Source organism: Flavobacterium sp. TC780 (genome assembly GCF_056783245.1).
The window spans coordinates 1-26989 of record NZ_JBXBAV010000031.1 but is presented as its reverse complement, the minus strand read 5'-3'; the positions used below and the strand labels follow the sequence as shown (position 1 = coordinate 26989).

The window sequence follows — 26989 nt, the reverse complement described above, 5'->3', positions numbered from 1 at the left end:
CATATACAATGAAAATATTAAAATTTGGAGGTAAATCATTATCAAACGGAGAAGGACTTAATAAAGTAGTTTCGATAATTATTGATAAAATAAATCAAGGTGAGAAAATTGCCGTAGTTGTTTCTGCTCGTGGGAACGCAACAGATGAACTAGAAGATATGTTGACAATTGCTTCTAAAAATGGAAATTACAAGCCATTATTAGAGAGTTTTAAAACGTATCAAATTTCGGAATATAAGAATGTAGATTTTTCAGAAGAGTTTGAAGTTTTGGATAAACTTTTTGAAGGAGTTAGCTTAATTGGAGATTATAGTAAGAAGATAAAAGATCAGATTCTTTCGAAAGGAGAATTGTTATCGGCTAAATTATTAACAGCCATTTTAATCAAAAAAGGAGTTCCTGCAAATTTTGCTGATTCTAGGGAGTTACTTAAAACAGATTCTAAATTTGGGGATGCACAACTTTTGGAGCAACTCAAAGAAAAATGTAATTAATTATTTTAAGCAGCATAACGGCTCAACTGTAAATGTTGTGACGGGTTTTCTGGATCAAACAATAATAACGATACAACCACTTTAGAAATGGGAGTAATTACACGGCCTCTTTATTGGCAAATTATCTGGATGCCGAAGAGCTCCAATTTCACCCATGTTGATGGAATATATACTGCAAATCCAGACTTAGTGAGTGATGCTAAAAAGATTGAATATTTATCTTTCAATGAAGCAAACGAGTTAGCAAACTTTGGTGCTACTATTTTGCATGCAAAAACGATAATTCCGTTGATCGAAAAAAGTATTCCGCTCCGTATTTTAAATACTTTTAATCATGAAAATCAAGGAACACTAATCACATCAGATTCAGCTAAAGAAGGAATTAAAACACTATCGGTGTTGGAGAATTTATCATTAGTAAACCTTGAAGGTCGTGGATTGCTTGGTAAGGCAGGTGTTGATGCCCGTATTTTTAAAGTAATGGGAGATAATGATATTAGTGTAAGTATTATTTCTCAAGGTTCTTCGAAAAGAGGAATCGGGCTTGTAGTTGCTACAGATAAAGCAACTACAGCAATAATATTGAATTGGAAAAAGAATTTGAAAATGACTTTTACTCTAAAGATGTTAACCAAATTACAGTGACTGATTGATAACGTTTCGGTAATTTCGATAATAGGACAAGATTTAAGTACATTCCACAAACCCTACACAGCTTTAATCAAAAATAAAATTGTTCCAATTTTGTTTAATAATACCGTTACGGGTAAAAACGTGAGTTTGGTAGTTAAAAAATCAGAACTTCATAAAGCTTTAAATGTAATTCATGGAGAGATTTTTGGAGTTTCAAAGAAAATTAATATTGCCGTTTTTGGACATGGATTAGTTGGTGGGACATTAATAAATCAAATCTTGGCTTCGGCAGCAAGTATAGAAAAACGTAAAGATATTAAGTTGAACGTTTTTGCTATTGCCAATTCTAAAAAAGTGCTTTTAAATAAAAATGGAGTTACTGCAGATTGGAAAAAAGATATCGAAAATAATGGAAGTTGCTTACACAATCAATGATGTTATTGCTTACGCAAATGAAAACCACTTAGAGAATTTAATTGCTATTGATAATACTGCAAGTGCGACTTTCGTCGAAAATTATATTTCGTTGATAGAAAGTAGTTTTGATTTGATTTCGTCAAATAAAGTTGCGAATACGCTTAGTTATGGCTTTTATAAAGAATTAAGAAAAGCATTGGCAGATAATCAGAAGAATTATTTATATGAAACCAATGTTGGAGCTGGATTGCCATTAATAGATACCATAAAATTACTGCATCTTTCAGGTGAAAATATCACCAAAATAAAAGGAGTTTTCTCTGGAACGTTGAGTTATTTATTTAATAATTTCTCTGCGAAAGATGCTCCGTTTAGTCAGATTTTGCAAGAAGCAATCGATAACGGATATACAGAGCCAGATCCGCGTGAGGATTTATGTGGTAACGATGTTGGTAGAAAATTATTAATTTTAGCTAGAGAATTGGATTTACAAAATGAATTTGAAGAAGTTTCAATTCAGAACTTAATTCCAGAACATTTACGTGAAGGTAATGTTTCTGATTTCTTAACTAAATTAAAAGAGTTTGACCCAATTTACGACAAGATAAAAAAGGATCAAAAGCCAAATCACGTATTAAGATACATAGGCGAGTTGTCTGGTGATTTACAAAATGATAAAGGAGTTTTAGAAGTAAAATTAGTTTCGGTACCTTCGGATACAGCACTGGGAGGATTAAAAGGATCTGATTCTTTCTTTGAAATTTATACAGAATCTTATGGAGACAGACCAATTGTAATACAAGGTGCTGGAGCAGGATCTGCAGTAACAGCAAGAGGAGTTTTTGGGGATATCTTGAGATTATCGGATAAAGAATAGTTTGCGAGAATCATTAAATTCACATATTAAAAAGATGAAAAAACTTTTTTTACTGTTATTATTTACAAACGTTATTAATGCACAAGTTTCGAGTATTGTTAGAAACAAAGACAGTTATACGCAAGAAGTTTTTCCATACAAAGGAGTTAGAGCAATTCAAATAGATGAGGTGAACTCTCCAGGAAATGAGGATAATGTATTTATTTTTTCGAAGATTGAAAAAAATGCAAATCCTGATAAAATGTATTTTCAGCGGTTTACAAAAGTTAATGATAAATGGGTTGTGAAATCTATTCTCGAAGTAAATCATAGCGGAATCATTTCGGCTTGGGGAAGTAGAAAAGCATTTTGGGATTTTGATAAAGACAAAAGTATCGATGCTCTTTTTATTTACGGACTTTATGATGCTGATTTTAAACAACAATCCGTTCATTTAATATTTTCACAAAAAGACCAGTTTTACACTATAGAATCGAGTGTCTCGGATAATTTTGGAACAGATAAATTCTCATCTAATTTTGATTCTTTGAGTGAAATTTATAAAAGCAAAATTCTAGATTATTGGAATAAATTAGATAAAAAAGATAAATAAACTTTTTTGCTTTTTCTTATTAGAAAAAGTTTTAAAATGCTCAAATAAAAAATAAAAATTAGTTGAATATGCCCATTTCGAAAATTTTAGTATTCAACATTCAATAAACAAAAAACATGAAAGTAACCTTAGACAGAGTAAATGATGCGTTTCATTTTAAGCTCAAAAATGAACGTGGACATGTAGTTGATGTAGATAGCAGAGCCGAATTTGGCGGAAGCGATTTAGGTGCAAGTCCAATGGAATTAGTTTTGATGGGAGTTGCAGGATGCAGCGCTATTGATATGATTTCGATTTTAAAGAAACAACGCCAGGAAATAACTTCATTTAAAGCTGAGGTTGAAGGAGAACGAGTACAAGTAGGAGAAGCGAAGCCTTTTAAAGAAATCTTTGTGGTTTTTTACTTAGAAGGAGATATTAATCCTGAAAAAGCACAACGTGCTGCACAGCTTTCTTTTGAAAAATATTGTTCAGTTGGAAAAACTGTCGAACCTACAGCCACAATAAAATACAAAGTGGTTTTAAACAATGAAGAATTATAGAATTAAAAAATTAGTCAATTCGAGAATTAGATAATTTTTAGATTGGCTAAAAAAGATTCACTTGCATAAATTCAAGATGAAGGTTTTTGCTTATCGTGTAACCTGAAACTTGAAACATGAAATAAAAAAACAAAAAAAAATGAATGAACAAGAATTTGGTTTTGAAACTCAAGCCATAAGAACACAATTAGAAAGATCCCAGTATTTAGAGCATTCGGTACCATTGTACCTGTCATCAAGTTTTGTATTTGAAGATGCCGAAGATATGCGAGCTTCTTTTACGGAAGAAAAAGACAGGAATATTTATAGCCGTTTTAGTAACCCGAACACAACCGAATTTGTAGATAAAATTTGTAAAATGGAAGGGGCAGAAGCAGGTTATGCCTTTGCAACAGGAATGGCAGCGGTATATTCTACTTTTGCAGCTTTATTAAATGCAGGAGATCATATTGTGTCTGCAAGTAGTGTTTTTGGTTCAACTCATGCTTTGTTTGTGACTTATTTTCCAAAATGGAATATTGAAACTTCTTATTTTGATATCAATAAACCAGAAACTATTGAGAGTTTTATTAAGCCCAATACAAAAATATTATATGCTGAATCACCAACAAATCAAGTGTGTAGATGTAATCGATTTGGAATTGCTTGGAACAATTGCAAAAAAACACAATTTGATTTTAATTATTGATAACTGTTTTGCAACGCCATATATTCAACAGCCTATAAAACACGGAGCACATTTGGTAGTACATTCTGCTACTAAATTAATCGATGGTCAAGGACGTGTTTTAGGAGGAGTAACAGTAGGGAGAGAAGATTTAATCAGACAAATTTATTTGTTTTCAAGAAATACAGGACCGGCTTTATCACCATTTAATGCTTGGATTTTATCAAAAAGTTTAGAGACTTTGGTTGTGCGTGTAGAGAAACATTGCGAGAATGCACTTAAAGTTGCTGAGTTTCTAGAGGCGCACCCAAATGTGAATAGCATTAAATATCCGTTCTTAAAATCACATCCACAATATGAAATTGCCAAAAAGCAAATGCTTTTAGGTGGTAATATTATTGCATTTGAAATAAAAGGCGGAATAGATGCTGGTAGAAAATTTTTGGATAAAATTAAATTGTGTTCACTGTCAGCTAATATTGGAGATACACGAACAATTGTTACGCATCCTGCATCAACAACTCACAGTAAATTGTCTGAAGAAGATCAATTAGCAGTTGGTATTACACAAGGTTTAGTACGTGTGTCTGTAGGTTTAGAAACAGTAAAAGATGTAATTGCTGACTTAGAGCAAGCACTTTCTTAAAAGGTTTCGATTGTGGATTTTAAAATCTACAATTGATTATAACATTAAAAAACGATTTTTAACTGTAGCTTTTATGCAGTTAAAAATCGTTTTTTATTTATACTACACTAATTTAGTAGGACTTGATTATTCATTCAGTTATTTTTCTCGTTCAAAAAACCTATTTTTGTTGCAGAAAAATATATAGTGTCTACAATCTAAAATTTATATAAGTGCTTTCAAAGAAAACCAAATACGGAATCAAGGCTTTAACATATTTGGCCAGGCGAGAAAATAACGAGCCTGTACAAATTGCTGAAATTGCTAAAAGTGAACATATTTCGATTAAATTTTTGGAAAGTATTTTGCTGCTATTAAGAAATTCGGGATTCCTTGGCGCTAAAAAAGGAAAAGGCGGAGGCTATTATCTGATAAAAGATCCAAAAGATATCAGTATGGCGAAAGTATACCGTATTCTTGAAGGTCCTATTGCATTGTTACCATGTGCAAGTCATAATTTTTATGAAAAATGTGATGATTGCGATGATGAAACTACTTGTGCAGCAAGGCGTTTAATGACAGAAGTAAGAGACAATACCTTAAAAGTTTTAGAGAATAATTCACTAGCCGATATTGCATTTTAGTCAATCACGTTTTTAAATATAAAAAAAAGACCATTTCAGTATGTCCGAAATGGTCTTTTTTATGTTTTTAATCGTTTGTTTAGTCTGAGAAAATTAATTTATATCCAGCTAAAAATAGCATTACAGCAATAGCATTTCTAAGAAATAAATCAGGAACTTTTCCACTTAGCATACTTCCCATAAAAATTCCGGGAAGCGATCCTAGTAATAACTGTCCTAGCAAAATTAAGTCTAAATTTCCCATTGAAGCATGGCCTATTCCAGCTACAAGCGTTAAAGGAACTGCATGGGCAATCTCAGTTCCCACCAGGCGAGGCGTTGGCAAAAGCGGGTAAAGAAAAAATAAAGTAACCGTGCCTAATGCTCCAGCTCCTATGGATGTTAGTGTTACGGTTGCTCCCAGTAATACGCCAATTCCAATGGTTAGCATGTTTTGTGTATGGCTTTCACTATGAAATTTATCTCCTGCGTGTTTTTGAGAGTATATTAATAATCTCTTTTTGAACAAAATTGCAATTGAAGTAAAGAGCAATGCCCAACCTAAACTATATTTTATGACAGCATTAATAGTAGAAATATCTGTTTTTATACTGTTTAATATCCATAAGGTAAGTAAAGAGGCAGGGACGCTTCCTAAAGTAAGCCAGCCTGTAATTTTCCAGTTTATATTTCCCTTTTTATGATGTACAAATACGCCTCCCATTTTGGTAAAAGCTGCATATAATAAATCGGTACCGACTGCAGTAGTTGGGGGAATCCCAAAATATAATAAAATAGGAGTCATTAAAGAACCGCCTCCTACACCTGTTAATCCAACTATAAAACCTACGACTAAACCTGCAACTACAAGACCTATTTGGAAATCCATAAAAAAAATTTGGGTAAAAATAATAACAATTTCACAATAATCCTATAGATGTGGTAGACTTTAAGAAAAATATCACAAAAGAGTAATGAAATGCGTCTTATAATATACTGTAAGGATTTTGAGAACTATTAAGAGTGTTTTTATGATGTAACTTAAAGACAATTAGTGATGTAAAAAAAACAAATATTATTTTGATATTTAGAAATAAGTAGTAATTTTGCATTGTAATCTACTAAGCCGATAGGGTAATAGATTTTAAAATTAAAAAAAACAATTAAGCGTATGGAAAAAGAACTGAAATTAAATGCTGTAGCAATAAAGTCAGGTGAGTCGTTTTCAAAAAAATTATGGGTTATAATTCCTGCTGCCTTATTGTTGGGTTTGATTTTGGTGCTGATTTATAATCATCATGCTGAATTTTCTTGGCAAGGTTTCTTAGATGGATTCAATCAAGAGTTTTTAGTGTTTTTTTTAATTGGTGCTTTTGCGCAATTGGTAGATGGAACTTTAGGAATGGGTTATGGAGCAACATCAACCTCTTTTTTATTGGCTTATGGGGTTTCACCGGTAGTTAGTAGTGGTGGTGTTCACGTAGCTGAGATGTTTACTACAGGGGCATCGGCGATATCACACCATAAGTTTGGGAATATCAATAAAAAATTGGTTAAGAATTTATTGGTTCCAGGAGTTTTAGGTTCAATTACAGGAGCTTATTTATTATCAGATGTAATCGATGGTGATGCTATAAAACCATTCATCGCAGTTTATATGATTGTATTGGCGATTATAATAATAAGAAAAGCATTGGCTAAAACAATTGTTAAAAAGAAAACAAAACGACTTGGGGTTTTAGCAACCTTTGGAGGTTTTATGGATTCTGTTGGTGGTGGAGGTTGGGGACCAATTGTAACTTCAACATTGTTAGGAAGGGGTAGGAATCCTCGTTATACAATTGGGTCAGTAAATGCAGCTGAGTTTGCAGTTTCGTTTGCAAGTGGGATAACGTTTATGCTTTTTGGAGGAATCCACGGATGGCAAGTTATTGTAGGTTTGATTTTGGGTGGTGTAATTGCAGCTCCTCTTGCTGCTTTTTTAGTGAATAAAATAAAAAGAAAACCAATGATGGTAGCAGTAGGAATATTAATTATCCTTTTGAGTTTGAAAACATTATCTAAATTATTGTAATAATTTTTTAGGAAAAAATAAGAATATGAGTGCAACAAGTATTATATCTTTATTAGATAAAACAAAAGATTTTTACTTTAGAAGAAACATTAACTTTTTTGGCTAATGAATATAAGGACAAAGTGGTTTTTTCGACTTCATTTGGTCAGGAAGATCAGGTTATTACCGATTATATTGCTAGAAACAATATCGATATTACCATTTTTACATTAGATACTGGAAGGTTATTTCAGGAAACATACGATGTTTTTTCATAGACATTAAAAAAGTATAAAAAACAGATTGAAGTTTATTTTCCAGAAGCAACAGCGGTAGAGAATTTATTAAAACAAAAAGGGCCGAATAGCTTTTATGAATCGGTTAGAATCAAAGGAATGCTGCTTTATTCGTAAAGTAGTTCCGTTAAGAAAAGCTTTAGAAGGAAATGCAGTTTGGATAACAGGATTGAGAGCCGAGCAATCAGAAAATAGAAATGATTTGCAATTGTTTGAATACGATGCCAATTTCGAAATAATAAAATTCAATCCGTTATTAAAATGGTCATTAGAAGAAGTTGAGGGATTATCTACAAGAGCATAGCGTACCTCAAAACGCATTACATAAAAAAGGGTTTGTAAGTATAGGTTGTGCACCATGTACAAGAGCAATTTTGCCAGACGAAGATATTAGAGCCGGAAGATGGTGGTGGGAATCGAGCCATAAAGAATGTGGTTTGCATAGCGCTAAGAAAGAATAGGAAAGCAAGAGAATAGAGCAAAGAGGTAATAAAGAGAATAGAATAAAAAATAATAATGGTTAAAAGTTTTTAGATGAGGTTGTTAAACCTGAAACTTTAAACTTCAAACTTTGAAACAAAAAACAATGAGTTCAGTATTAAAAACAAATGCTTTAGAAAGCGAAGCGATATACATTTTTAGAGAAGTAATTTCTCAGTTTGATAAACCGGTTTTACTTTTTTCAGGAGGTAAAGATTCGATCACTTTAGTGCGTTTAGCACAAAAAGCATTCTTTCCTGCAAAAATACCTTTCCCATTATTGGCATGTTGAGACAGGACATAATTTTCCTGAAACAATAGAATTTAGAGATAAATTAGTTGCTGAGTTAGGATTAGAATTAATCGTAAGAAATGTTCAGGATGCTATCGATGAAGGGAAAGTTGTAGAAGAAACTGGGAAATATTCTAGTAGAAACAGCTTACAGACCACTACACTTTTAGATGCTATTGAAGAATTTAAGTTTGATGCTTGTATTGGTGGTGCACGTAGAGATGAAGAAAAAGCAAGAGCTAAAGAACGTATTTTTTCTGTTCGTGACGATTTTGGTCAGTGGGATGAGAAAAATCAACGCCCAGAGTTATTTGATATTCTGAACGGAAAAATTGAAAATGGACAAAATGTACGTGTTTTTCCAATTTCAAACTGGACTGAGCTTGATGTTTGGAGTTATATTGAACAAGAAAAAATTGAAATTCCATCAATTTATTTTTCACATAAACGTAAAGTTTTCTTGAGAGACGGATTAATATGGTCACACTCAGAATTTGTATATCAGGAAGAAGATGAACAAATTGAAGAAAGAATTGTCCGTTTCAGAACTGTTGGAGATATGACTTGTACAGCAGCAGTTGATTCGTATGCAGCAACAATTCAAGAAGTAGTTGGAGAAATCAGAACATCTACAATATCTGAAAGAGGTGCCAGAATTGACGATAAACGTTCTGAAGCAGCGATGGAGAAAAGAAAACAACAAGGGTACTTTTAATTGATTAATAATTAAAAGTTAGAATTAAGAAAACAAAAACATACAGATTTAAATTTTAGTTCAAAAGGTAAGCAACGTGAAACCTGAAACAAAAAAATAAACCTGAAACAAAATATAAGAATGGAAGTTTTAAAAATAGCAACAGCAGGAAGTGTAGATGACGGAAAGAGTACTTTAATTGGAAGATTATTGTACGATACAAAGTCATTGACTACAGATAAAATAGAAGCAATAGAAAAAAGCAGTAAATTAAAAGGATACGATTACTTAGATTTTTCATTAGCAACTGACGGATTAGTAGCAGAAAGAGAACAAGGGATCACTATTGATGTAGCGCATATATATTTTTCGACAGCTAAGAAAAGTTACATCATTGCCGATACACCAGGTCACGTAGAGTATACACGTAACATGGTTACAGGAGCTTCGACTTCGCAAGTTTCAATCATTTTGATTGATGCTCGTAAAGGAGTAATCGAGCAAACGTACCGTCACTTTTTTATCAATAATTTATTGAGAGTAAAAGAGGTAATTGTTGCGATAAACAAAATGGACTTAGTCGATTATTCAGAAGAAGTTTTTAATAAAATCAAAGCCGATTTTCAGGCATTAAATGCTAAAAGTACTTTCAAAGAACAAAACGTAAGTTATATTCCATTAAGTGCAATCAACGGAGGAAACGTAGTTGATAAATCGGAAAATATGAAATGGTATAACGGACAAACTGTTTTGGAACATTTAGAAGCTTTAGAGCCAACAGATGTTTTTGAAAAAGGAGAGGCACGTTTTCCAGTTCAAACAGTAATTCGCCCAAAGACAGAAGAGTATCATGATTTTAGAGGATATGCTGGTAAATTATATGGGAACTCAATTAAAGTAGGAGATGCAGTAACAGTTTTACCATCATTAACAGAATCTAAAGTAAAGAATATTCATTTTTTCGATAAACAATTTGATGAAGCAATTGCAGGTTCATCAATTACAATTGAATTAGAAAATGACATCAATGTTACGAGAGGAGATATGATTGTAAAATCTAACGAACTTCCTAAAATAGAAAAAGATATCACAACAACAGTTTGTTGGATGGATTCTAAAAAGTTAGTTCCTGGAACAAAATATATCGTTCAGCATAATACAAACAGAGTTTTGGCAAAAGTAGAAAGTATCAAAAATACAATCGCAACCGATTACTCAGGTACAACACCAGCAACTCAATTAGCAATAAACGAAATAGGTGAAGTAAGCATTAAATTGAGTAAGCCTTTATATTTTGATGCCTATAACGACAATAAATCAAATGGAGCTTTTATCCTGATTGATACCGCAACCAATACAACTGCAGGAGTAGGATTCATTCGATAATTTCCTGCAATACGCTTTAGGCTGTAAGCTTTAAGCAAAAAAATATAAGGTGTTTGGAGAAGCTTAAAGCTTATTACCCAAAGAAAAGAATAAAGTTTAAAGGAAGCTTATAGCATATAGCTTAAAGCCTAAAGCAAGAAAAATAAAAATGGAAAGTTTTAGAACAGAAATAGAAAATCCGATAGTTCAGAAAGAGATTATCGATCTAGAAAAAAAGATTCATTTATTCCGTGGAGGGAAAATTGATGATGAGCGTTTTCGTAGTCTTCGTTTAGCACGTGGAATCTACGGGCAACGCCAGGAAGGCGTTCAAATGATTCGTATTAAATTGCCATTTGGTAAAGTTACCAGCGAGCAATTAGTACGTATTACTAAAGTTTCTGATGAATATTCTACAGGACGTTTGCATATTACAACACGGCAGGACATTCAGATTCACTATGTAAGTTTAGACAGAACTCCAGAACTTTGGGCAAATTTAGCCAAAGATGATGTAACCTTGCGTGAAGCTTGTGGAAACACCGTACGTAATATTACTGCAAGTGAATTGGCAGGTGTAGATGTAAACGAACCATTTGATGTTTCGCCATACGCACATGCTTTGTTTCAATATTTACTAAGAAATCCTATTTGTCAGGAAATGGGACGTAAATTTAAAATTTCCTTTTCATCATCAGATGAAGATACTGCTTTGAGCTATTTGCACGATTTAGGATTTATTCCAAAAATTGTAGATGGTGTTCGTGGATTTAAAATCATGTTAGGAGGAGGATTAGGTTCGCAACCTGCACATGCCGAATTACTTTCGGAATTTGTTCCTGCTAATCAGATTATTCCAACAGCAGAAGGAGTGATTCGTATCTTTGACAGATACGGAGAACGTGCAAAAAGAATGAAAGCGCGTATGAAATTTTTAATCAAAGAAATGGGAAGAGATGCCTTTTTGGATTTGGTTGAAAAAGAGAAAAAAGCAATTGCTTTTGAAACATACGAAATAGACACAACTGCTTTTGATGCGCCAATTCCAGAGCCATTATTAACCGTTCCATCGGTTACTATTGAAGATACAGCAGCTTATGAAGCTTGGAAAAAATCAAACGTAATTGCTCAGAAACAAGATGGATATTACGCTATCGGAATTAAAGTATTACTAGGAGATTTTTATACAGATAAAGCTAGAATATTAGCCGACTTGATTAAGAATTATGCAGCAAACGAATTGCGTTTTTCATTACGTCAAAATATTGTAATTCGTCACGTAAAAGAAGAGAATCTGCCTTTCTTTTATCAAGAATTAGAAAAATTAGGTTTCGTTAATTTAGGATATAATTCAACTGCTGATATTACTGCATGTCCTGGTACAGATACTTGTAACCTTGGTATTGCAAGTAGTACAGGAATTGCCGAAGAATTAGAGAAAGTTCTAAATGCCGAATATCCTCAATATAGTAATAACCATGAAATCGAAATAAAAATTAGTGGTTGTATGAATGCTTGTGGACAGCACAATATGTCTGCAATTGGATTTCAGGGAATGTCTATTAACTCAGGAAAACTGGTTGCGCCAGCGTTACAAGTTTTATTAGGGGGAGGAAGATTAGGAAACGGATCAGGTCGTTTTGCGGATAAAGTAATTAAAATTCCAAGTCGTAGAGGACCAGATGTATTACGTACGATTTTAAATGATTTTGATGCAAATGCAAACGGACAAAAATTCCTGAATTATTACGATGCAAAAGGAGAAAAATATTTTTATGAAATATTAAAACCTTTCGCAGATGTAACCAATTTAACCGAAGCTGATTTTGTGGATTGGGGTAATGCCGACAACTATGTAAAAGCTGTTGGAGTAGGAGAATGTGCTGGAGTTGTTATTGATTTAGTAGCTACTTTATTATTAGAAGCAAAAGATAAATTAACTTTCGCACAAGAGTCATTCGACGAAAACAAATGGTCAGATGCTATTTACCATGCTTACGCAGGATTTGTAAATGGTGCTAAAGCATTGTTACTTTCAGAAAATGAGAAAACAAATAATCACGCAGGAATTGTTGATTTGTTTGATACTGTTTTTGTTACAACTTCTAAAATTGAATTGCCAACAACATTCAGAGAATTAGTTTATCAGATCAATAAAGTGGAACCTTCAGAAGCGTTTGCAAAACAATATATCCAAGAAGGGATTTCATTTTTTGATACAATCGAAAAATATAGAGCCAAAGATTTAGCAAATGCTTAATACAGTAAAACCCAAAGTAACTTTAGTCGGAGCAGGTCCTGGTGATCCTGATTTGATGACTTTAAAAGGTGTAAAAGCACTTGCTGAAGCAAATGTGGTTTTGTATGATGCTTTGGCAAATGAAGAAATTTTAGAATATGCACCTAAAAATGCAATTCGGATTTTTGTTGGTAAGCGAATAGCAAATCATACCTATACTCAGGATCAGATTAACCAATTAATAGTCGATAATGCATTAACTTATGGAAATGTAGTGCGTCTAAAAGGAGGAGATCCGTTTGTGTTTGGCCGTGGAAGCGAAGAAATAGAATATGTAGAGAGTTTCGGAATACCTACATTTGTGGTGCCTGGAATATCATCGGTCATTGCAGTTCCCGCTAATTTAGGAATTTCGATAACCAAAAGAGGAGTTTCGGAGAGTTTTTGGGCTATTACAGGAACAACTTCAGATAGAAAATTATCTTCGGATGTTGCACTTGCAGCTCAATCTTCTGCCACAGTAGTTATTTTGATGGGAATGAGTAAGCTGGCACAGATAGTTGCTTTGTTCCAAAAAGAATCGAAAGGAGAAACTTCAATTGCGATTATTCAAAACGGAACAACTCCGGATGAGAAAGTCGGAATTGGAACTATAAATACAATTCAGGAAATTGCTGCAGAAAATAAATTAGGTTCGCCAGCGATTATTATCATTGGAGAAGTAGTTAGAGAAAGTACTAAGTTAAAAGGGTTTTACGAGGAATTTATTTTAAGTAAGATCGCATAATATATTAAAAAAGATTAGCTCCTTTTTTTTGAGGACTAGGAAGTAAAAATAAATTGTAATGGAAAGAAACGAATTGTATCCAATATTTTTAAAACTGCATAAGCTTAATGTGCTTATTGTTGGTGGCGGAAATGTAGGATTAGAAAAACTTTCTTTTCTGTTAAAATCTAGTCCCAATGCTAATGTTGAGGTTGTTGCAACTACCTTTTTACCTGAAATTGAAATCTTGGCAGAGAAGTATAATCTGACGCTAACAAAAGCTAAGTTCAAGAAAAAGATGTTAAAGAAGCGGCATATGGTTATTGCTTGTACTGATGATTTATTGGTAAATAAAAAGATATACGATTTATCACAAGAAAGATATCTGATTTGTAATATTGCCGACACTCCCGAATTATGTGACTACTATTTGGGTGGAATTGTAACTAAAGGGAATGTTAAAATTGCTATTTCTACAAATGGTAAGTCACCAACAACAGCAAAAAGACTTCGAGAATTTTTTGAAGAAGTTATTCCTGAAGATATCAATAAAATGGTTGAAAACCTCAATGAATACAGGAAAACACTAAAAGGTAACTTTGAAGATAAGGTTAAAAAAATGAACGAAATTACGCTTCATTGAAAAATAAAGAGTAAAAAATTCCGCAAAGAAATCAATGATAAAAATCATTGACATTAGAAATAAATTATTCGTTTCTTTGCATTATTAAGAATGATTATAAACAACATCGTAATGATTAAAACAGACATACTTATAATAGGAGCTGGTCCAACTGGTTTATTTGCCGTTTTCGAGGCAGGATTGTTAAAATTAAAATGCCATATCCTAGATGCTTTACCGCAAGCTGGAGGACAACTTTCAGAATTATATCCAAAGAAACCTATCTATGATATCCCTGGATTTCCAGAAGTATTAGCAGGTGATTTAATTGATAATCTACAAGAGCAAATTAAACAATTTGAGCCAGGTTATACATTAGGAGAGCGTGCTGAAACAATCGAGAAACAAGAAGATGGAAGTTTTATTGTGACCTCAAATAAAGGGACTAGATTTCATGCGCCAGTTATTGCTATTGCAGGAGGTTTAGGAAGCTTTGAGCCACGTAAACCACTTATAGAAGATATTGAGTTTTATGAAAATAAAGGAGTGAAATACTTCATCAAGAATCCAGAAAAATTCAGAGATAAAAGAGTTGTAATTGCAGGAGGAGGAGATTCAGCTTTAGATGGAGATATTCCTTGCAAATGTAGCTTCAGAAGTAACTTTAATTCACCGTAGAAACGAATTACAGGTGCTTTGGATTCAGTAGAAAAAGTAAAGAGCTTAAAAACAGCAGGGAAAATTAGATTAATTACACCAGCAGAAGTTATCGGAATCAATGGTGCAGAGCATATTGAGTCACTTGTTATCGAAGAAAGCGGAGCAACGCGTACTATCGAAACGGATTATTTTATTCCACTTTTCGGATTAACACCAAAGTTAGGTCCTATCGGAGACTGGGGATTAGAAATCGAAAAAAATGCAATTAAAGTTAATAATGCATTAGATTATCAAACTAATATTCCAGGAATTTTCGCAATTGGAGACGTAAATACTTACCCAGGAAAATTAAAATTGATTCTTTGTGGATTCCACGAAGCAACTTTAATGTGTCAGGCTGCATACCAAATTATCAATCCAGGTAAAAAATATGTGCTTAAATATACAACCGTTTCAGGAGTTGACGGATTTGACGGAACTCGTAAAGAAGCTCCAAAAGCTGTTGTTAAAGCAATTGTCTAAGACGCTAAGGTTCTGAGGGACTAAGTTCTCTAAGATTTTATATAGTAAAGTCCAAACTAGTAATAGTTTGGGCTTTTTTAGTATTATGTGTAAATCCCAGCGGGATGTCATATTTATAGAAATTAAGACATTTATAGGTGGAAACCCCATCGGGGTGACATATTAATAATTAAGATATCGCTGGAGCTTTCCCAAATTGAGAATAATAGACTATAAATATTACGCTCGTCCGGGGCTGTTAATATAAGCAAAGTATTAAACTTAGCATCTTTAAAAAAAACTTAGCAACTTAGAATCTCAGATTCTTAAAAAAACTTGCAATTGTTAAGGTTATGTCTTTACTTTGCACTGTTCATATATTTATTGAAAGTTATCACGAAAGGCGGAGGGATAGACCCATTGAAACCTTAGCAACCCTTTATCATAAAGAAGGTGCTACATTCTACTTTATACATTCATTGTATTAAAGATAGATAACACATAATACAGTAATGTATTCCTCAAAACTTTTCTTGACAAACTTATCGATATTAACTGAATCTAATTTCAGTATCAGCAGCGAATTATTGGCGCATTTTTGCCCATAACATTCCCGCTTTCCGCTATATCTTTTTTTCTGAACCCCAGAAAAAAAGGATACCGCTGTAATCGGGGCTAAAGAGCTATGATAGTGAATTTTTGGTACTATTTAATAAAAGCTTTGCACCTTAGTGTTATAGCAAGAAAAGCAAGAAAATGTCAACAATTCAAGAAGCAATAAAAAAAAATATTCTAATCCTAGATGGAGCAATGGGAACCATGTTGCAACGCTATAATTTCTCAGAGGAAGATTTTCGAGGAGAGCGTTTTAAAGATTTTCCACATCCCCTAAAAGGAAACAACGATTTACTATCCATAACACAACCCGGTGCCATTCGCGATGTCCACGCCGCTTACTATGAAGCGGGTGCCGACATCGTTGAGACAAACACATTCTCGGGAACAACAATCGGTATGGCCGATTATTTCCTAGAGGAGTACGTTTACGAATTAAACTACGAGTCTGCTAAACTTGCAAGAGCAGTAGCTGATGAGTTTACAGCCAAAAATCCAGACAAACCACGTTTTGTTGCAGGTTCAATCGGGCCAACAAACCGTACAGCGAGTATGTCACCAGATGTAAACGATCCGGGTTACAGAGCTGTAACGTTTGATGATTTACGTATTGCTTACAAACAACAAGTAGAAGCTTTAATGGATGGAGGTTGTGATTTATTATTGGTAGAAACCATCTTTGATACCTTAAATGCAAAAGCTGCACTTTTTGCAATCGAAGAAGTAAAAGAAGAACGCAATATTGATATTCCAATCATGGTTTCAGGAACAATTACCGATGCTTCAGGAAGAACACTTTCTGGGCAAACGGTTGAAGCATTTCTGATTTCAGTATCACATATCCCGTTATTAAGTGTAGGATTTAATTGTGCTCTTGGAGCCGATTTATTGAAACCATACCTTAAAACATTAGCACAACATACGAGCTTTAATGTTTCGGCACACCCAAATGCAGGATTACCAAATGCATTCGGACAGTATGATGAAACACCAGAACAAACACAAGCATTTATTAAAGAATATCTAGAAGATAATTTAATCAACATCATCGGAGGATGTTGCGGAACAACTCCAGATCATATCCGGTTAATTGCTGAAGTGGCGAAGGATTATAAGCCGAGAGTTCCTTCCGCGGTAATATCAATATAAACGAGAAAAGATTGTTGTAAATTTTTGTTGGTAATTAGGGGGATTTGGATTTATTTCACTCTCAATTACAATGAAAAATAAAATACTAACTATTACACTATGAATACTAAAAGTTACTTTGTTGGATGGCTAACTTGTTTAAGTTTGATTTTTTTGAGTTGTTCGAATTCTGATGATGATTCTAAGAACATCAATTCTGATAAAAATTGCACTCAAACAGTAAATATTCCAGATGCAAACTTTAAAGCTAAATTATTATCTGCTACTGCAGACTTAAATAATGTTGTGGCTTCCAATTTAGAAGGTTTTGTGACTAAAATTGATGCTAATAATGATGGGATTATTCAAGTTTGTGAAGCCGAGAACATTAGTGAACTGACTGTTGATAATTCAAATATTAGTTCATTGGAAGGCTTGCTTGCCTTTAGAAATCTTAAATACTTATCTTTTAGAAGTAATAAGGTTAAAGTTTTAGATGTTTCAAGTCTAAAAAAACTACATACAGTATATTGTGAATATAATAATATCACTAATATAAATGTACAAGGTTTGACCAACTTAAAAATTCTTTGGTGTAGTAAAAATGAATTAACTTCCTTAAATTTAAGTTCATTGTCATCACTTGAATCTGTGTATTTTGAATCAAATAAAATTAGCAGTTTCAACATTGAAAATTCAAATAAAATTAGTGATCTAAGAGGTTCAAATAATTTATTAACTACTTTAACAATTGGACATTTAAAAAATTTGAGTTACTTATATATATCTGATAATTTATTGACGTCTTTGGATGCTAACAATTTAAAAAATTTAAGTTCGTTACAGTGTTCTAATAATAAGATGACCTTTTTGAATGTTTCAAATTGTATTAGTTTAATGGATATTTATTGTGATAATAATGTTTTATCAGATTTAAAATTAAGTAATTGTAGTAAGTTGAATTTTATAAGAGGCTACAATAATAAGTTAACCACAATCGATTTAAATGGCTTGACAGCATTAAAAAATTTAGATATATCCAATAATTTTTTATCCAGTTTTGATGCACGTTATTGCCCTCAACTTGATTATTTAGGTATTTATAATATGGCAAATTTACAATCGATGGTGTTAAAAAACGGAAGTAATTTGAACAATTACTATTTTGGAAATAATCCTAAACTTACCTCTATCTGTTGTGATGTTTCTGAATTGGCAGAAGTTCAAAATCAAGTTAATTTTTGGGGATATAATTGTACTGTTAGTACTAATTGTTTTTAAAATCATAAGAGCTAGTTAATATAAATACTTGGTTAGTGTTTGCAAAGAGAGTATTGCTTTAAAAAAAGAGATATATAATATTGTTTTGTTTCTCGCAATGCCAAATTGTAATACAAAACCACGTGAGGGATAGAAGCGACTAGCCCACAGCCTGACGAAGGAAGTGCGAGGACTAATAGTAGATAGCCCGGCCCTTGGGACACGCCCAAAATAAAATTAAAAAAAGAAGAGACCTACAAAGTTTTGAAAACCATGTAGGAAGATAAAATAAAGAATTGAAAAAACTCAGAACCTAAGTCCCTTAGGAACTCAGTAACTTAAAAAAAGAAATGGCAGAAAATAGAAGAGACCTTGTATTAGCAGGATTAGAACCATTAATTATTACGCCAACAAGTGTTTTTGTAAACATAGGTGAACGTACCAATGTTACGGGTTCAAGAAAATTCCTTCGCTTAATCAAGGAAGAGAAGTATGACGAGGCACTTGATATTGCAAGACAACAAGTAGAAGGAGGAGCACAAATCATCGATATCAATATGGATGAAGGAATGCTTGATGGAGTTCAGGCAATGACAAAATTCCTGAATTTAATAGCATCTGAACCCGATATTTCGAGAGTGCCAATTATGATTGACAGTTCGAAATGGGAAATCATCGAAGCAGGTCTAAAAGTAGTACAAGGAAAAAGTGTTGTAAACTCAATCTCTTTGAAAGAAGGCGAAGAAGCCTTTATTCACCATGCCAAATTAATCAAACGATACGGTGCGGCGGCTATTATTATGGCTTTTGACGAAGTAGGTCAGGCAGATAATTTTGACCGAAGAGTTGAAATTTGTCAGCGTTCGTATGATATTCTGGTTAACAAAGTTGGTTTTCCTCCACAGGATATTATTTTCGATTTAAATATTTTCCCAGTTGCAACCGGAATGGAAGAACATCGCTTAAATGCTTTGGACTTTTTTAGAGGTACAAAATGGGTTCGTGATAACTTGCCACATGCACATATTAGTGGTGGAGTAAGTAATGTTTCGTTCTCTTTTAGAGGAAACGATACCGTTCGTGAAGCGATGCACTCGGTGTTTTTATACCACGCAATCAAAAATGGTATGACAATGGGAATTGTAAATCCGGAGATGCTTTCGATTTACGATGATATCCCTAAAGATTTATTAGAACACGTTGAAGATGTAATCTTGAACAGACGTGATGATGCTACTGAACGACTTTTGGATTTTGCTGAGAACGTAAAAGGTGAAGTAAAATCAGATGAAAAAGCGATTCAGGAATGGCGTTTAGGAACGGTTCAAGAGCGTATTACACATTCGTTAGTAAAAGGTATAGATGCTTTTATTGAAGAAGATGTTGAAGAAGCTCGTCTGGCAGCAACAAAACCTATTGAAGTCATCGAAATTAACTTAATGACGGGAATGAATGTCGTTGGAGATTTATTCGGAAGCGGAAAAATGTTTTTGCCTCAGGTAGTAAAATCAGCACGTGTAATGAAAAAAGCCGTTGCATATTTATTGCCTTATATTGAAGCTAGCAAACAAGCCGGCGACAAGCAAGGGAATGGAAAAATTTTGATGGCAACTGTAAAAGGTGACGTTCACGATATTGGTAAAAATATTGTTTCGGTAGTATTGGCTTGTAACAATTATGAGATTGTAGATCTTGGTGTTATGGTGCCTCCAGAAAAAATTATAGCCGCTGCGATAGAACATAATGTTGATATTATTGGTTTAAGCGGATTAATAACCCCTTCGCTTGACGAAATGGTGTATTTGGCAAAAGAATTAGATAAACAAGGAATTAAAATTCCGATTATGATTGGTGGAGCAACAACTTCGCGTGCGCATACAGCCGTGAAAATTGCACCACAATACAGAGAAACTGTAATTCACGTAAACGATGCTTCGAGAGCCGTAACAGTTGCAGGAAATTTGTTAGATCATAACCGTAAAATATATGCTAGCGATATTCGTGCAGATTATGATGCGTTTAGAGAAACGTTTTTAAATCGTTCAAGAGATAAAAACTTCCTGACGATAGAGCAAGCACGTAAAAACAAATTACAATTGGATTGGGCAGAATATACGCCAACCAAACCAAAATTTGTTGGAGCAAAAGTAATCGAAGTAGAGTTAGATGTTCTGGTTCCATATATCGACTGGACACCGTTTTTTAGAACATGGGAATTGTTCGGTAAATATCCAGCAATCTTAACCGATGAGGTTGTGGGTAAAGAAGCCACTTCTGTTTTTGCAGATGCTCAGGAAATGTTGAAAGTAATTTTGGCAGAGAAAAAACTGACTGCTAAAGGTATCTATGGAATTTTTCCTGCTAATCAGGTAGATGATGATGATATCGAATTGCGTGATGAAAACGGAAAAGTGTTGGAGAAATTTTTAACACTTCGTCAGCAATCACAAAAAACAAAAGGAGCACCAAATATAGCATTGTCTGATTTTATTTTGCCAAAAGATAGCGGAATTACAGACTATATTGGGGCGTTTTGTGTAACAACAGGTTTTGGTGTTGACGAATGGGCAGCTGAATTCGAAAAAGATTTAGACGATTACAACTCGATTATGGTAAAAGCATTGGCTGACCGTTTTGCAGAGGCTTTCGCTGAATATTTGCACGAAGAAGTTCGTAAAGATTTCTGGGGCTACGATGCCGAAGAATCCTTGTCAACTGAAGATTTAATCGAAGAAAATTATAAAGGGATTCGTCCTGCGCCAGGATATCCTGCTTGTCCAGATCACTTAGAGAAACCTACGATCTGGAAACTCTTAAATGTAGAAGAAGAAATAGGAGTAACCTTGACCGAAAGTATGGCAATGTGGCCTGCATCATCGGTATCAGGATATTATTTCGGAAATCCAAAAAGTAAATATTTTGGACTAGGAAAAATAAAAGAAGATCAAGTTGTAGATTACGCCAAACGCCGAAGTATTTCAACTGATAAAGCCATGAAATGGCTAAATCCAAATATAGCAGACTAAAAAGAAAAGGTTCCAAGTTTCAGGTTTCAAGTTGCATTAAACTTATACCTGAAACTAAAAAACTTGAAACAAGAAATCAAAATGAAAGTAACCAAACATATAGAAAAGGCAAACGGGAATACATTATTCTCATTCGAAATTATCCCGCCTCAAAAAGGAAAAAGTATTCAGGAATTATACGATAATATTGATCCATTGATGGAGTTTAATCCACCATTTATTGATGTAACAACTTCTCGAGAAGAGTATATTTATATTGATAAAGGAAATGGACTTTTAGATAAAAAATTAACGAGAATGCGTCCAGGTACGTTAGGGATCTGTGCTTCTATAAAACATAAATACAATGTAGATACCGTTCCACATGTGCTTTGTGGAGGATTTACCAAAGAAGAAACGGAGTATCTTTTGGTAGATTGTAACTATTTAGGAATCGATAATGTTATGGCTTTGCGTGGAGATGCCATGAAAGATGAACAATATTTTATTCCAAAAGCGGGAGGAAACGATTATGCTGTAGATTTAGTGAAGCAAATCAGTTTATTGAATCAAGGAAAATACCTTCATGAGGTAATGGACGTTGATAACAAAGCTGATTTTTGTATTGGTGTTGCTGGTTATCCAGAGAAACATTTGGAATCACCATCATTACAATCTGACTTAAAAAGACTGAAAGAAAAAGTAGATGCTGGAGCAGATTATGTTGTAACTCAGATGTTCTTTGATAATTCTAAGTATTTTAATTTTGTTGAGAAAGCTAGAGAAATGGGAATTACAATTCCTATCATTCCGGGAATTAAGCCAATAGCTGTTCAAAGACATTTACAGGTTTTGCCTCAAATTTTCCGTATCGATTTACCCGAAGATTTAATTCACGAAGTAGATAAATGTAAAAACAATGCTGAGATACGCCAAGTCGGAATGGAATGGGCGATTCAGCAATCATTAGAATTAAAAGCTGCTGGTGTTCCAGTTTTGCATTATTATTCTATGGGGAAATCTGAAAATATTCGTCAAATAGCAAGTAAAGTTTTCTAACTTTACTTTTTGAAAAGTGCACTTTATTCCAATCTTGTCATTCCGCCAGAGGAGGAATCTCAGAGAGTAACTCGACATAGTTTGGGGGTTAACTTGTGAAGATTTTTCGTTTTACTGAATGACAATTTTGTGAAAGTAATAAAAGGATGCCACTCTTATCCCAGCTAAAATAATAGGTTTTTTTAAATTGAAATAATTTCTGTTAGTTATGAAAAAAGAAGAATTACAATCGATCGCATCTCAATTAAAAAAACCTGAAGGAGAAAAAGGAATTGAAATGGCAAATATGATGCATGAAACAAACATCAATATGACGCTAAGTTCAATTCAAAATCTGCATATTTCACAAGGGGATATAATACTAGAATTAGGTCATGGTAACGCAGCTCATCTTGAGTATTTAATGGAACAAAGTACTCATTTAAAGTACTACGGACTCGAAATGTCAGAACTCATGTTCAGGAAGCACGCCAGATCAATAGAAATTATGCTTCTCAAAAACAAGCTTTCTTTCTGTTGTATGATGGGAATAAAATTCCGTTTCCAGACGCACAATTCAATAAAATATTTACAGTGAATACCTTATATTTTTGGCAAGAACCTGTAAAATTACTTTTGGAAATATACAGAGTGTTGGATAAAAAAGGAATATTTAGCCTAACATTTGCACAAGAAAGTTTTATGAAAAAACTTCCGTTCACTGAGTTTGAATTCGAACTTTATAACACTGAAAAAGTCGAAAAACTGATTAGTCAGACCCTTTTTAAGGTTATCAAGATAGAAAATCAAACTGAAAAAGTAAAAAGCAAAACAGGAGAACTCGTTGATAGAGAGTTTGCTACAATTGTTCTGGGGAAATAAAAGATGAGGCAATATTAATTTTGAATTCTTTTTAACGTAATTTAATTGATTTTTAAAACACTAATGCTTTTAATTATGGAGACTAAAAAAATCAATTTTATAAAAAATTACAGTAGTATTCTTTTACTCCTAGGCGGCATTATTGCAGGCAGTATTTTAGGATTAGTCTTTGGTAAAGACATAGAGATTATAAAACCGATAGGAGATATTTTCTTGAATTTACTTTTTACAGCAATTATTCCGCTAATCTTTTTTACAATAACCTCTTCTATTGCTAATTTAGAACAAACAGAAAAGCTAGGTAGGTTATTCGTGGTGATGGTAGCCGTTTTTCTGGTAACACTTCTTCTTTCGGCTATAGTTATGATTATAGCAGTTTATCTTTTTCCAATTCATCAGAACATTATAGTTTCTAAAGTTCCACTTGAAAATATTGCAACAGGAACAGTTGGAGATCAAATTGCACAATTAGTTACAACAAATGATTTCTTCGAATTATTGTCACGAAAAAGCATGTTGGCACTTATTATTTTTTCATTTTTAATTGGATTTGCAACTTTGCAATCGGGAGAAAAAGGAGAAAGTTTTAAGAGTTTCCTAGATTCAGGAAACGAAGTGATGAAACAGTTGTTGAACATTATTATGAAAATGGCTCCAATTGGTTTAGGAGCTTATTTTGCCTATCAGGTTAGTTTTTATGGACCCCAGTTATTTGGGGTTTATGCCAAACCATTGGGGATTTATTATGGAGCTTGTGTGTTCTATTTCTTTGTTTTCTTTAGTTTTTATGCTTTGGTAGCAGGAGGAAGAGCTTTTGTAGTGTTTTGGACAAATAATATAACCCCAGCACTTACAGCTATCGGAACCTGTAGTAGTATTGCAACAATTCCAGCCAATCTTAAAGCAGCTGAAAAAATGGGAATTCCTGCTCACGTTCGTAATGTGGTTATTCCGCTAGGGGCGCCATTGCATAAAGACGGTTCAAGTATGTCATCTATTTTAAAGATTACCGTATTGTTCACCATGTTTGGAAAAGACTTCACAGAACCAAGTACGATACTGATGGCGTTAGGAATTACTGTAATAGTATCAATCGTAGAAGGAGCTATTCTAAACGGAGGGTATATTGGAGAAGTTTTGGCGATAACAGTTTATGGCTTTCCAATGGCAGAAGCTTTGCCAGTGGCAATGATATTGGGAACACTTGTCGATCCAATTGCTACTTTACTAAATGCCAACGGTGATGTGATTTCGTCGATGTTAGTCTCCCGATTCTCGGAGAAAACCAAATGGTAGAATTTAATTCACGATTTATTTAAACCTTATAAGCCATTTAAGAAGGTATAAGTTTTAAAACTTTTCTTAAGTGAACTTACATCACTGACATGGTTCGTTTTCTTATTACAATTTCAAATTGTAAACTTCAAATTTTATTTTAAACTATACTATCTAAAATGAACACTACACTTCAACAAGATTTAAAAGATATTGAAAATATACTTGAAAAAGTAAAACAACAAGGGGTAGAATTTTTGAATAATTTAGATACCATTCCAACTTCAACTTCAAATACAATAACTACCGATAGAAATCTAAATCAATCAGGTTTAGGTGCATTAGTAGCCTTAGATGAATTTAATCAGCGATTAGCTCCTTTAATGATTGCATCGCCTGGGCCAAGATATTTAGGGTTTGTAACAGGCGGGAGTACACCAGCTTCGATAGTTGGCGATTGGTTAACGACAATTTACGATCAAAATACACAAGCAGTAAAAGCACAAGGAGGTGTTTCGGCTTTAATAGAAATTGAGACTATTAATTTATTATTGCAATTGCTTGATTTGCCAAAATCATTTCTTGGTGGATTTGTAACAGGAGCAACAATGTCTAATTTTACTTCATTGGCAGTGGCAAGACAATGGTTTGGAAAACAACTAGGAAAGGATTTTGCTAAAAATGGAGTTTCTGAACCTATTACGATTTTTTCAGCTACAGCTAGATTCTTCTTCTATAAAATGTTTGTCGATGTTAGGGATTGGAAGTCAGAATTTCACTAAAATAAAAACAATCGAAGGAAATCGTGAAGCAATAGATGTAGCCGATTTAGAAAAAAATATTAAAACTCTAAACGGGAAACCATTTATTCTAATTTCAAGTGCTGCAACGGTTAATACTGCCGATTTTGATGATTTTGTAGCCATAAATGAATTGAAGAAGAAGTATAAATTTTGGTGAGGTACTAAGAACGCCCAGCTTTTGGAGGATTTGCAGCTTGTTCTCCTAAAATACAAACACTTGGTTAGCGGATGGGAAAATGCCGATAGTATTACTATTGATTGTCATAAATGGCTAAATGTACCTTATGAAAGTGCTTTTTATTTGATAAAAGAAGAGCATAAGATATTACAGATAGAAACATTTCAAAATTCGAATGCACCGTACTTAGGAGATCCATTAGAGAATTTTAGTTTCTTAAATTTTTTACCCGAAAATTCTAGAAGATTAAAAGCTTTACCAGTTTGGTTTTCTTTATTAGCTTATGGAAAAGATGGCTATCAGGATATAGTTGAGAACAGTGTTGATCTTGCCTTGCAATTTGATGTCTTTATCACAGGGAATGAAAACTTTGAGTTATTAGCGCCAACAAGACTAAATAATGTTTGCTTTACCTTATCGGGAGAACACAATCAGGAAAAAGTAAATTCATTCCTGACATACCTTAATGATACAGGGAAAGTATTTATGACACCTACTGTATATCAAAACCGTAAAGGAATCCGTGCTTCATTTGTAAACTGGAGAACTAGTAAAAAAGATATTGAAATAGTTATAGAAGAAATGAATAAAGCAATTCAGGAGCTCAAAATATAAGCTTAATGATATAGATTATTTTAAAAGTAGCCCGTTTAAAAAATTAAACGGGCTACTTTTTTTATGCTTTAAAAAGTTTGTTATAATATGATTCCTTTACTATTTTAATGAAATCTGCCATTTTATTTTGAATTTTTTAGGTTTTAAATTTGCAATAACACTGATAAATATTTCTTTTATTGAATTAAAGTTATTATTAAAGTTAAATAATATACTTATTTAGAATAATTAAAAATAGACTTGATTTTTTTAAGTGTAAGAGTTAATTTTGTCATAAATTAATTTTCATATCAATTGTTCATTTTTAATTTAAAGTTAATGCGACTACATAAAACAGGAATTCTATTACTGATTTTAATGACCACAATTCAGGTCTTTTCACAGAAAAATAAATCAACTATATCGGGAATTGTTATTATAAACAATCAAAAACCAGGCGAAGCGGTTTCGGTAGCGTTAAAAGGAACAGCTTATGCTACGCTTACAAATAGCAAGGGAGAGTATAAGATTAGTGCTGAGCCTGGAGATTATATTCTGGCAGTTACTTATGTAGGTTACAAAACAATCTATACTTCAATTACATTACTGAAAGGCGGAAAAGTAGTTCCAAATATTACAATGGAAGAGGATATGGCGACTTTAAATGAAGTAGCTGTAAAAGGAAAATCTAAAGTGCAGGTGCTGCCTCCCTAACAACAGGAGCATGTATTAACCTTAGCAATACGTAATCTAACCAGTAGGTTACAAAACAT

Annotated in this window: 19 protein-coding genes, 6 pseudogenes and 1 riboswitch; of the genes and pseudogenes, 24 read left to right on the top strand and 1 reads right to left on the bottom strand. The window is 33.3% G+C overall.

Annotated features, from left to right (window positions below; genetic code table 11):
* Nucleotides 1-8: 8 nt before the first annotated feature.
* The 5 genes and pseudogenes from AC1RYN_RS03180 (at nucleotide 9) to AC1RYN_RS03160 (ending at nucleotide 5491) form a co-directional block, all read left to right on the top strand.
* Nucleotides 9-2421, top strand: a pseudogene (locus AC1RYN_RS03180) (aspartate kinase).
* A 34-nt stretch (nucleotides 2422-2455) separates the two neighbouring features.
* On the top strand, nucleotides 2456-3013 hold the full coding sequence (locus AC1RYN_RS03175; RefSeq protein ID WP_481805803.1) for a hypothetical protein: 558 nt from the start codon (nucleotides 2456-2458) through the stop codon (nucleotides 3011-3013).
* 116 nt (nucleotides 3014-3129) lie between these two features.
* Nucleotides 3130-3555, top strand: a complete 426-nt coding sequence (locus AC1RYN_RS03170) for an OsmC family protein (protein WP_129539904.1) — start codon at nucleotides 3130-3132, stop codon at nucleotides 3553-3555.
* A 139-nt stretch (nucleotides 3556-3694) separates the two neighbouring features.
* Nucleotides 3695-4868 (top strand): annotated as a pseudogene (locus AC1RYN_RS03165) (trans-sulfuration enzyme family protein).
* Nucleotides 4869-5080: 212 nt separating this feature from the next.
* The gene (locus AC1RYN_RS03160) at nucleotides 5081-5491 is read left to right on the top strand and encodes an RrF2 family transcriptional regulator (protein WP_035619819.1); all 411 of its coding nucleotides are present in this window, start codon (nucleotides 5081-5083) and stop codon (nucleotides 5489-5491) included.
* A gap of 79 nt (nucleotides 5492-5570) precedes the next feature.
* Here the strand turns inward: AC1RYN_RS03160 and AC1RYN_RS03155 are convergent, their stop codons facing one another.
* Nucleotides 5571-6359 carry a sulfite exporter TauE/SafE family protein gene (locus tag AC1RYN_RS03155; RefSeq protein WP_481805802.1) on the bottom strand — a complete coding sequence of 263 codons (789 nt, stop codon included), beginning with the start codon at nucleotides 6357-6359 and terminating at the stop codon, nucleotides 5571-5573.
* Nucleotides 6360-6641: 282 nt separating this feature from the next.
* Between AC1RYN_RS03155 and AC1RYN_RS03150 the strand changes: the two genes are divergently transcribed.
* The 19 genes and pseudogenes from AC1RYN_RS03150 to AC1RYN_RS03060 all read left to right on the top strand — a co-directional run bounded on the left by AC1RYN_RS03150 (nucleotide 6642) and on the right by AC1RYN_RS03060 (nucleotide 26930).
* Complete coding sequence (locus AC1RYN_RS03150) at nucleotides 6642-7544, top strand: sulfite exporter TauE/SafE family protein (RefSeq protein ID WP_481805801.1); 903 nt, start codon at nucleotides 6642-6644, stop codon at nucleotides 7542-7544.
* 25 nt (nucleotides 7545-7569) lie between these two features.
* A pseudogene (locus tag AC1RYN_RS03145) lies at nucleotides 7570-8280 on the top strand (phosphoadenylyl-sulfate reductase).
* Between the two features lie 125 nt (nucleotides 8281-8405).
* Nucleotides 8406-9306 (top strand): annotated as a pseudogene (gene cysD / locus AC1RYN_RS03140) (sulfate adenylyltransferase subunit CysD).
* A gap of 120 nt (nucleotides 9307-9426) precedes the next feature.
* Nucleotides 9427-10671, top strand: a complete 1245-nt coding sequence (locus tag AC1RYN_RS03135; RefSeq protein ID WP_481805800.1) for a sulfate adenylyltransferase subunit 1 — start codon at nucleotides 9427-9429, stop codon at nucleotides 10669-10671.
* A gap of 148 nt (nucleotides 10672-10819) precedes the next feature.
* Entirely contained in the window at nucleotides 10820-12910 is a 2091-nt protein-coding gene (locus AC1RYN_RS03130) for a nitrite reductase (protein ID WP_481805799.1), read from the top strand.
* The gene (gene cobA / locus AC1RYN_RS03125; RefSeq protein WP_481805798.1) at nucleotides 12903-13676 is read left to right on the top strand and encodes a uroporphyrinogen-III C-methyltransferase; all 774 of its coding nucleotides are present in this window, start codon (nucleotides 12903-12905) and stop codon (nucleotides 13674-13676) included. Before AC1RYN_RS03130 ends, cobA begins: the two co-directional genes overlap by 8 nt.
* Nucleotides 13677-13734: 58 nt before the next feature.
* Nucleotides 13735-14312, top strand: a pseudogene (locus AC1RYN_RS03120) (precorrin-2 dehydrogenase/sirohydrochlorin ferrochelatase family protein).
* A gap of 76 nt (nucleotides 14313-14388) precedes the next feature.
* A pseudogene (locus AC1RYN_RS03115) lies at nucleotides 14389-15459 on the top strand (NAD(P)/FAD-dependent oxidoreductase).
* A gap of 367 nt (nucleotides 15460-15826) precedes the next feature.
* Nucleotides 15827-15939, top strand: a riboswitch (SAM riboswitch).
* Nucleotides 15940-16194: 255 nt separating this feature from the next.
* Nucleotides 16195-17202 carry a homocysteine S-methyltransferase family protein gene (locus AC1RYN_RS03110; protein WP_481805797.1) on the top strand — a complete coding sequence of 336 codons (1008 nt, stop codon included), beginning with the start codon at nucleotides 16195-16197 and terminating at the stop codon, nucleotides 17200-17202.
* Between the two features lie 99 nt (nucleotides 17203-17301).
* A complete protein-coding gene (locus tag AC1RYN_RS03105; RefSeq protein ID WP_481805796.1) occupies nucleotides 17302-18462 on the top strand; it encodes a leucine-rich repeat domain-containing protein in 1161 nt (386 codons plus the stop codon).
* 329 nt (nucleotides 18463-18791) lie between these two features.
* The gene (metH, locus tag AC1RYN_RS03100) at nucleotides 18792-21467 is read left to right on the top strand and encodes a methionine synthase (protein WP_481805795.1); all 2676 of its coding nucleotides are present in this window, start codon (nucleotides 18792-18794) and stop codon (nucleotides 21465-21467) included.
* An 81-nt stretch (nucleotides 21468-21548) separates the two neighbouring features.
* Nucleotides 21549-22505, top strand: a complete 957-nt coding sequence (metF, locus tag AC1RYN_RS03095) for a methylenetetrahydrofolate reductase [NAD(P)H] (RefSeq protein WP_481805819.1) — start codon at nucleotides 21549-21551, stop codon at nucleotides 22503-22505.
* Nucleotides 22506-22713: 208 nt separating this feature from the next.
* Nucleotides 22714-23082: a hypothetical protein gene (locus AC1RYN_RS03090; protein WP_481805794.1), complete on the top strand. Its 369-nt coding sequence runs from the start codon at nucleotides 22714-22716 to the stop codon at nucleotides 23080-23082.
* Nucleotides 23022-23366, top strand: a complete 345-nt coding sequence (locus tag AC1RYN_RS03085) for a methyltransferase domain-containing protein (protein ID WP_481805793.1) — start codon at nucleotides 23022-23024, stop codon at nucleotides 23364-23366. Before AC1RYN_RS03090 ends, AC1RYN_RS03085 begins: the two co-directional genes overlap by 61 nt.
* 75 nt (nucleotides 23367-23441) lie before the next feature.
* Nucleotides 23442-24662 (top strand): dicarboxylate/amino acid:cation symporter, encoded by a 1221-nt coding sequence (locus AC1RYN_RS03080; protein ID WP_481805792.1) that lies wholly within the window; start codon nucleotides 23442-23444, stop codon nucleotides 24660-24662.
* Nucleotides 24663-24820: 158 nt separating this feature from the next.
* Entirely contained in the window at nucleotides 24821-25423 is a 603-nt protein-coding gene (locus AC1RYN_RS03075) for a hypothetical protein (protein WP_481805791.1), read from the top strand.
* A complete protein-coding gene (locus AC1RYN_RS03070) occupies nucleotides 25392-25601 on the top strand; it encodes a hypothetical protein (protein ID WP_481805790.1) in 210 nt (69 codons plus the stop codon). The genes AC1RYN_RS03075 and AC1RYN_RS03070 overlap by 32 nt, the downstream gene beginning before the upstream one ends.
* Before the next feature lie 60 nt (nucleotides 25602-25661).
* The gene (locus AC1RYN_RS03065; protein ID WP_481805789.1) at nucleotides 25662-26237 is read left to right on the top strand and encodes a pyridoxal phosphate-dependent decarboxylase family protein; all 576 of its coding nucleotides are present in this window, start codon (nucleotides 25662-25664) and stop codon (nucleotides 26235-26237) included.
* 318 nt (nucleotides 26238-26555) lie between these two features.
* Nucleotides 26556-26930: a carboxypeptidase-like regulatory domain-containing protein gene (locus tag AC1RYN_RS03060; protein ID WP_481805788.1), complete on the top strand. Its 375-nt coding sequence runs from the start codon at nucleotides 26556-26558 to the stop codon at nucleotides 26928-26930.
* The last annotated feature ends 59 nt before the right edge of the window (nucleotides 26931-26989 follow it).

What these genes read in the sequence shown, in the direction of transcription:
- cobA (WP_481805798.1), top strand. Translation starts at nt 12,903, where the DNA reads ATGCTTAATACAGTAAAACCCAAAGTAACTTTAGTCGGAGCAGGTCCT.
- metF (WP_481805819.1), top strand. Translation starts at nt 21,549, where the DNA reads ATGAAAGTAACCAAACATATAGAAAAGGCAAACGGGAATACATTATTC.
- AC1RYN_RS03070 (WP_481805790.1), top strand. Translation starts at nt 25,392, where the DNA reads ATGTTAGGGATTGGAAGTCAGAATTTCACTAAAATAAAAACAATCGAA.
- metH (WP_481805795.1), top strand. Translation starts at nt 18,792, where the DNA reads ATGGCAGAAAATAGAAGAGACCTTGTATTAGCAGGATTAGAACCATTA.
- AC1RYN_RS03090 (WP_481805794.1), top strand. Translation starts at nt 22,714, where the DNA reads ATGAAAAAAGAAGAATTACAATCGATCGCATCTCAATTAAAAAAACCT.
- AC1RYN_RS03105 (WP_481805796.1), top strand. Translation starts at nt 17,302, where the DNA reads ATGAATACTAAAAGTTACTTTGTTGGATGGCTAACTTGTTTAAGTTTG.
- AC1RYN_RS03060 (WP_481805788.1), top strand. Translation starts at nt 26,556, where the DNA reads ATGCGACTACATAAAACAGGAATTCTATTACTGATTTTAATGACCACA.
- AC1RYN_RS03155 (WP_481805802.1), bottom strand. Translation starts at nt 6,359, where the DNA reads ATGGATTTCCAAATAGGTCTTGTAGTTGCAGGTTTAGTCGTAGGTTTT.
- AC1RYN_RS03135 (WP_481805800.1), top strand. Translation starts at nt 9,427, where the DNA reads ATGGAAGTTTTAAAAATAGCAACAGCAGGAAGTGTAGATGACGGAAAG.
- AC1RYN_RS03080 (WP_481805792.1), top strand. Translation starts at nt 23,442, where the DNA reads ATGGAGACTAAAAAAATCAATTTTATAAAAAATTACAGTAGTATTCTT.
- AC1RYN_RS03170 (WP_129539904.1), top strand. Translation starts at nt 3,130, where the DNA reads ATGAAAGTAACCTTAGACAGAGTAAATGATGCGTTTCATTTTAAGCTC.
- AC1RYN_RS03110 (WP_481805797.1), top strand. Translation starts at nt 16,195, where the DNA reads ATGTCAACAATTCAAGAAGCAATAAAAAAAAATATTCTAATCCTAGAT.
- AC1RYN_RS03150 (WP_481805801.1), top strand. Translation starts at nt 6,642, where the DNA reads ATGGAAAAAGAACTGAAATTAAATGCTGTAGCAATAAAGTCAGGTGAG.
- AC1RYN_RS03175 (WP_481805803.1), top strand. Translation starts at nt 2,456, where the DNA reads ATGAAAAAACTTTTTTTACTGTTATTATTTACAAACGTTATTAATGCA.
- AC1RYN_RS03075 (WP_481805791.1), top strand. Translation starts at nt 24,821, where the DNA reads ATGAACACTACACTTCAACAAGATTTAAAAGATATTGAAAATATACTT.
- AC1RYN_RS03130 (WP_481805799.1), top strand. Translation starts at nt 10,820, where the DNA reads ATGGAAAGTTTTAGAACAGAAATAGAAAATCCGATAGTTCAGAAAGAG.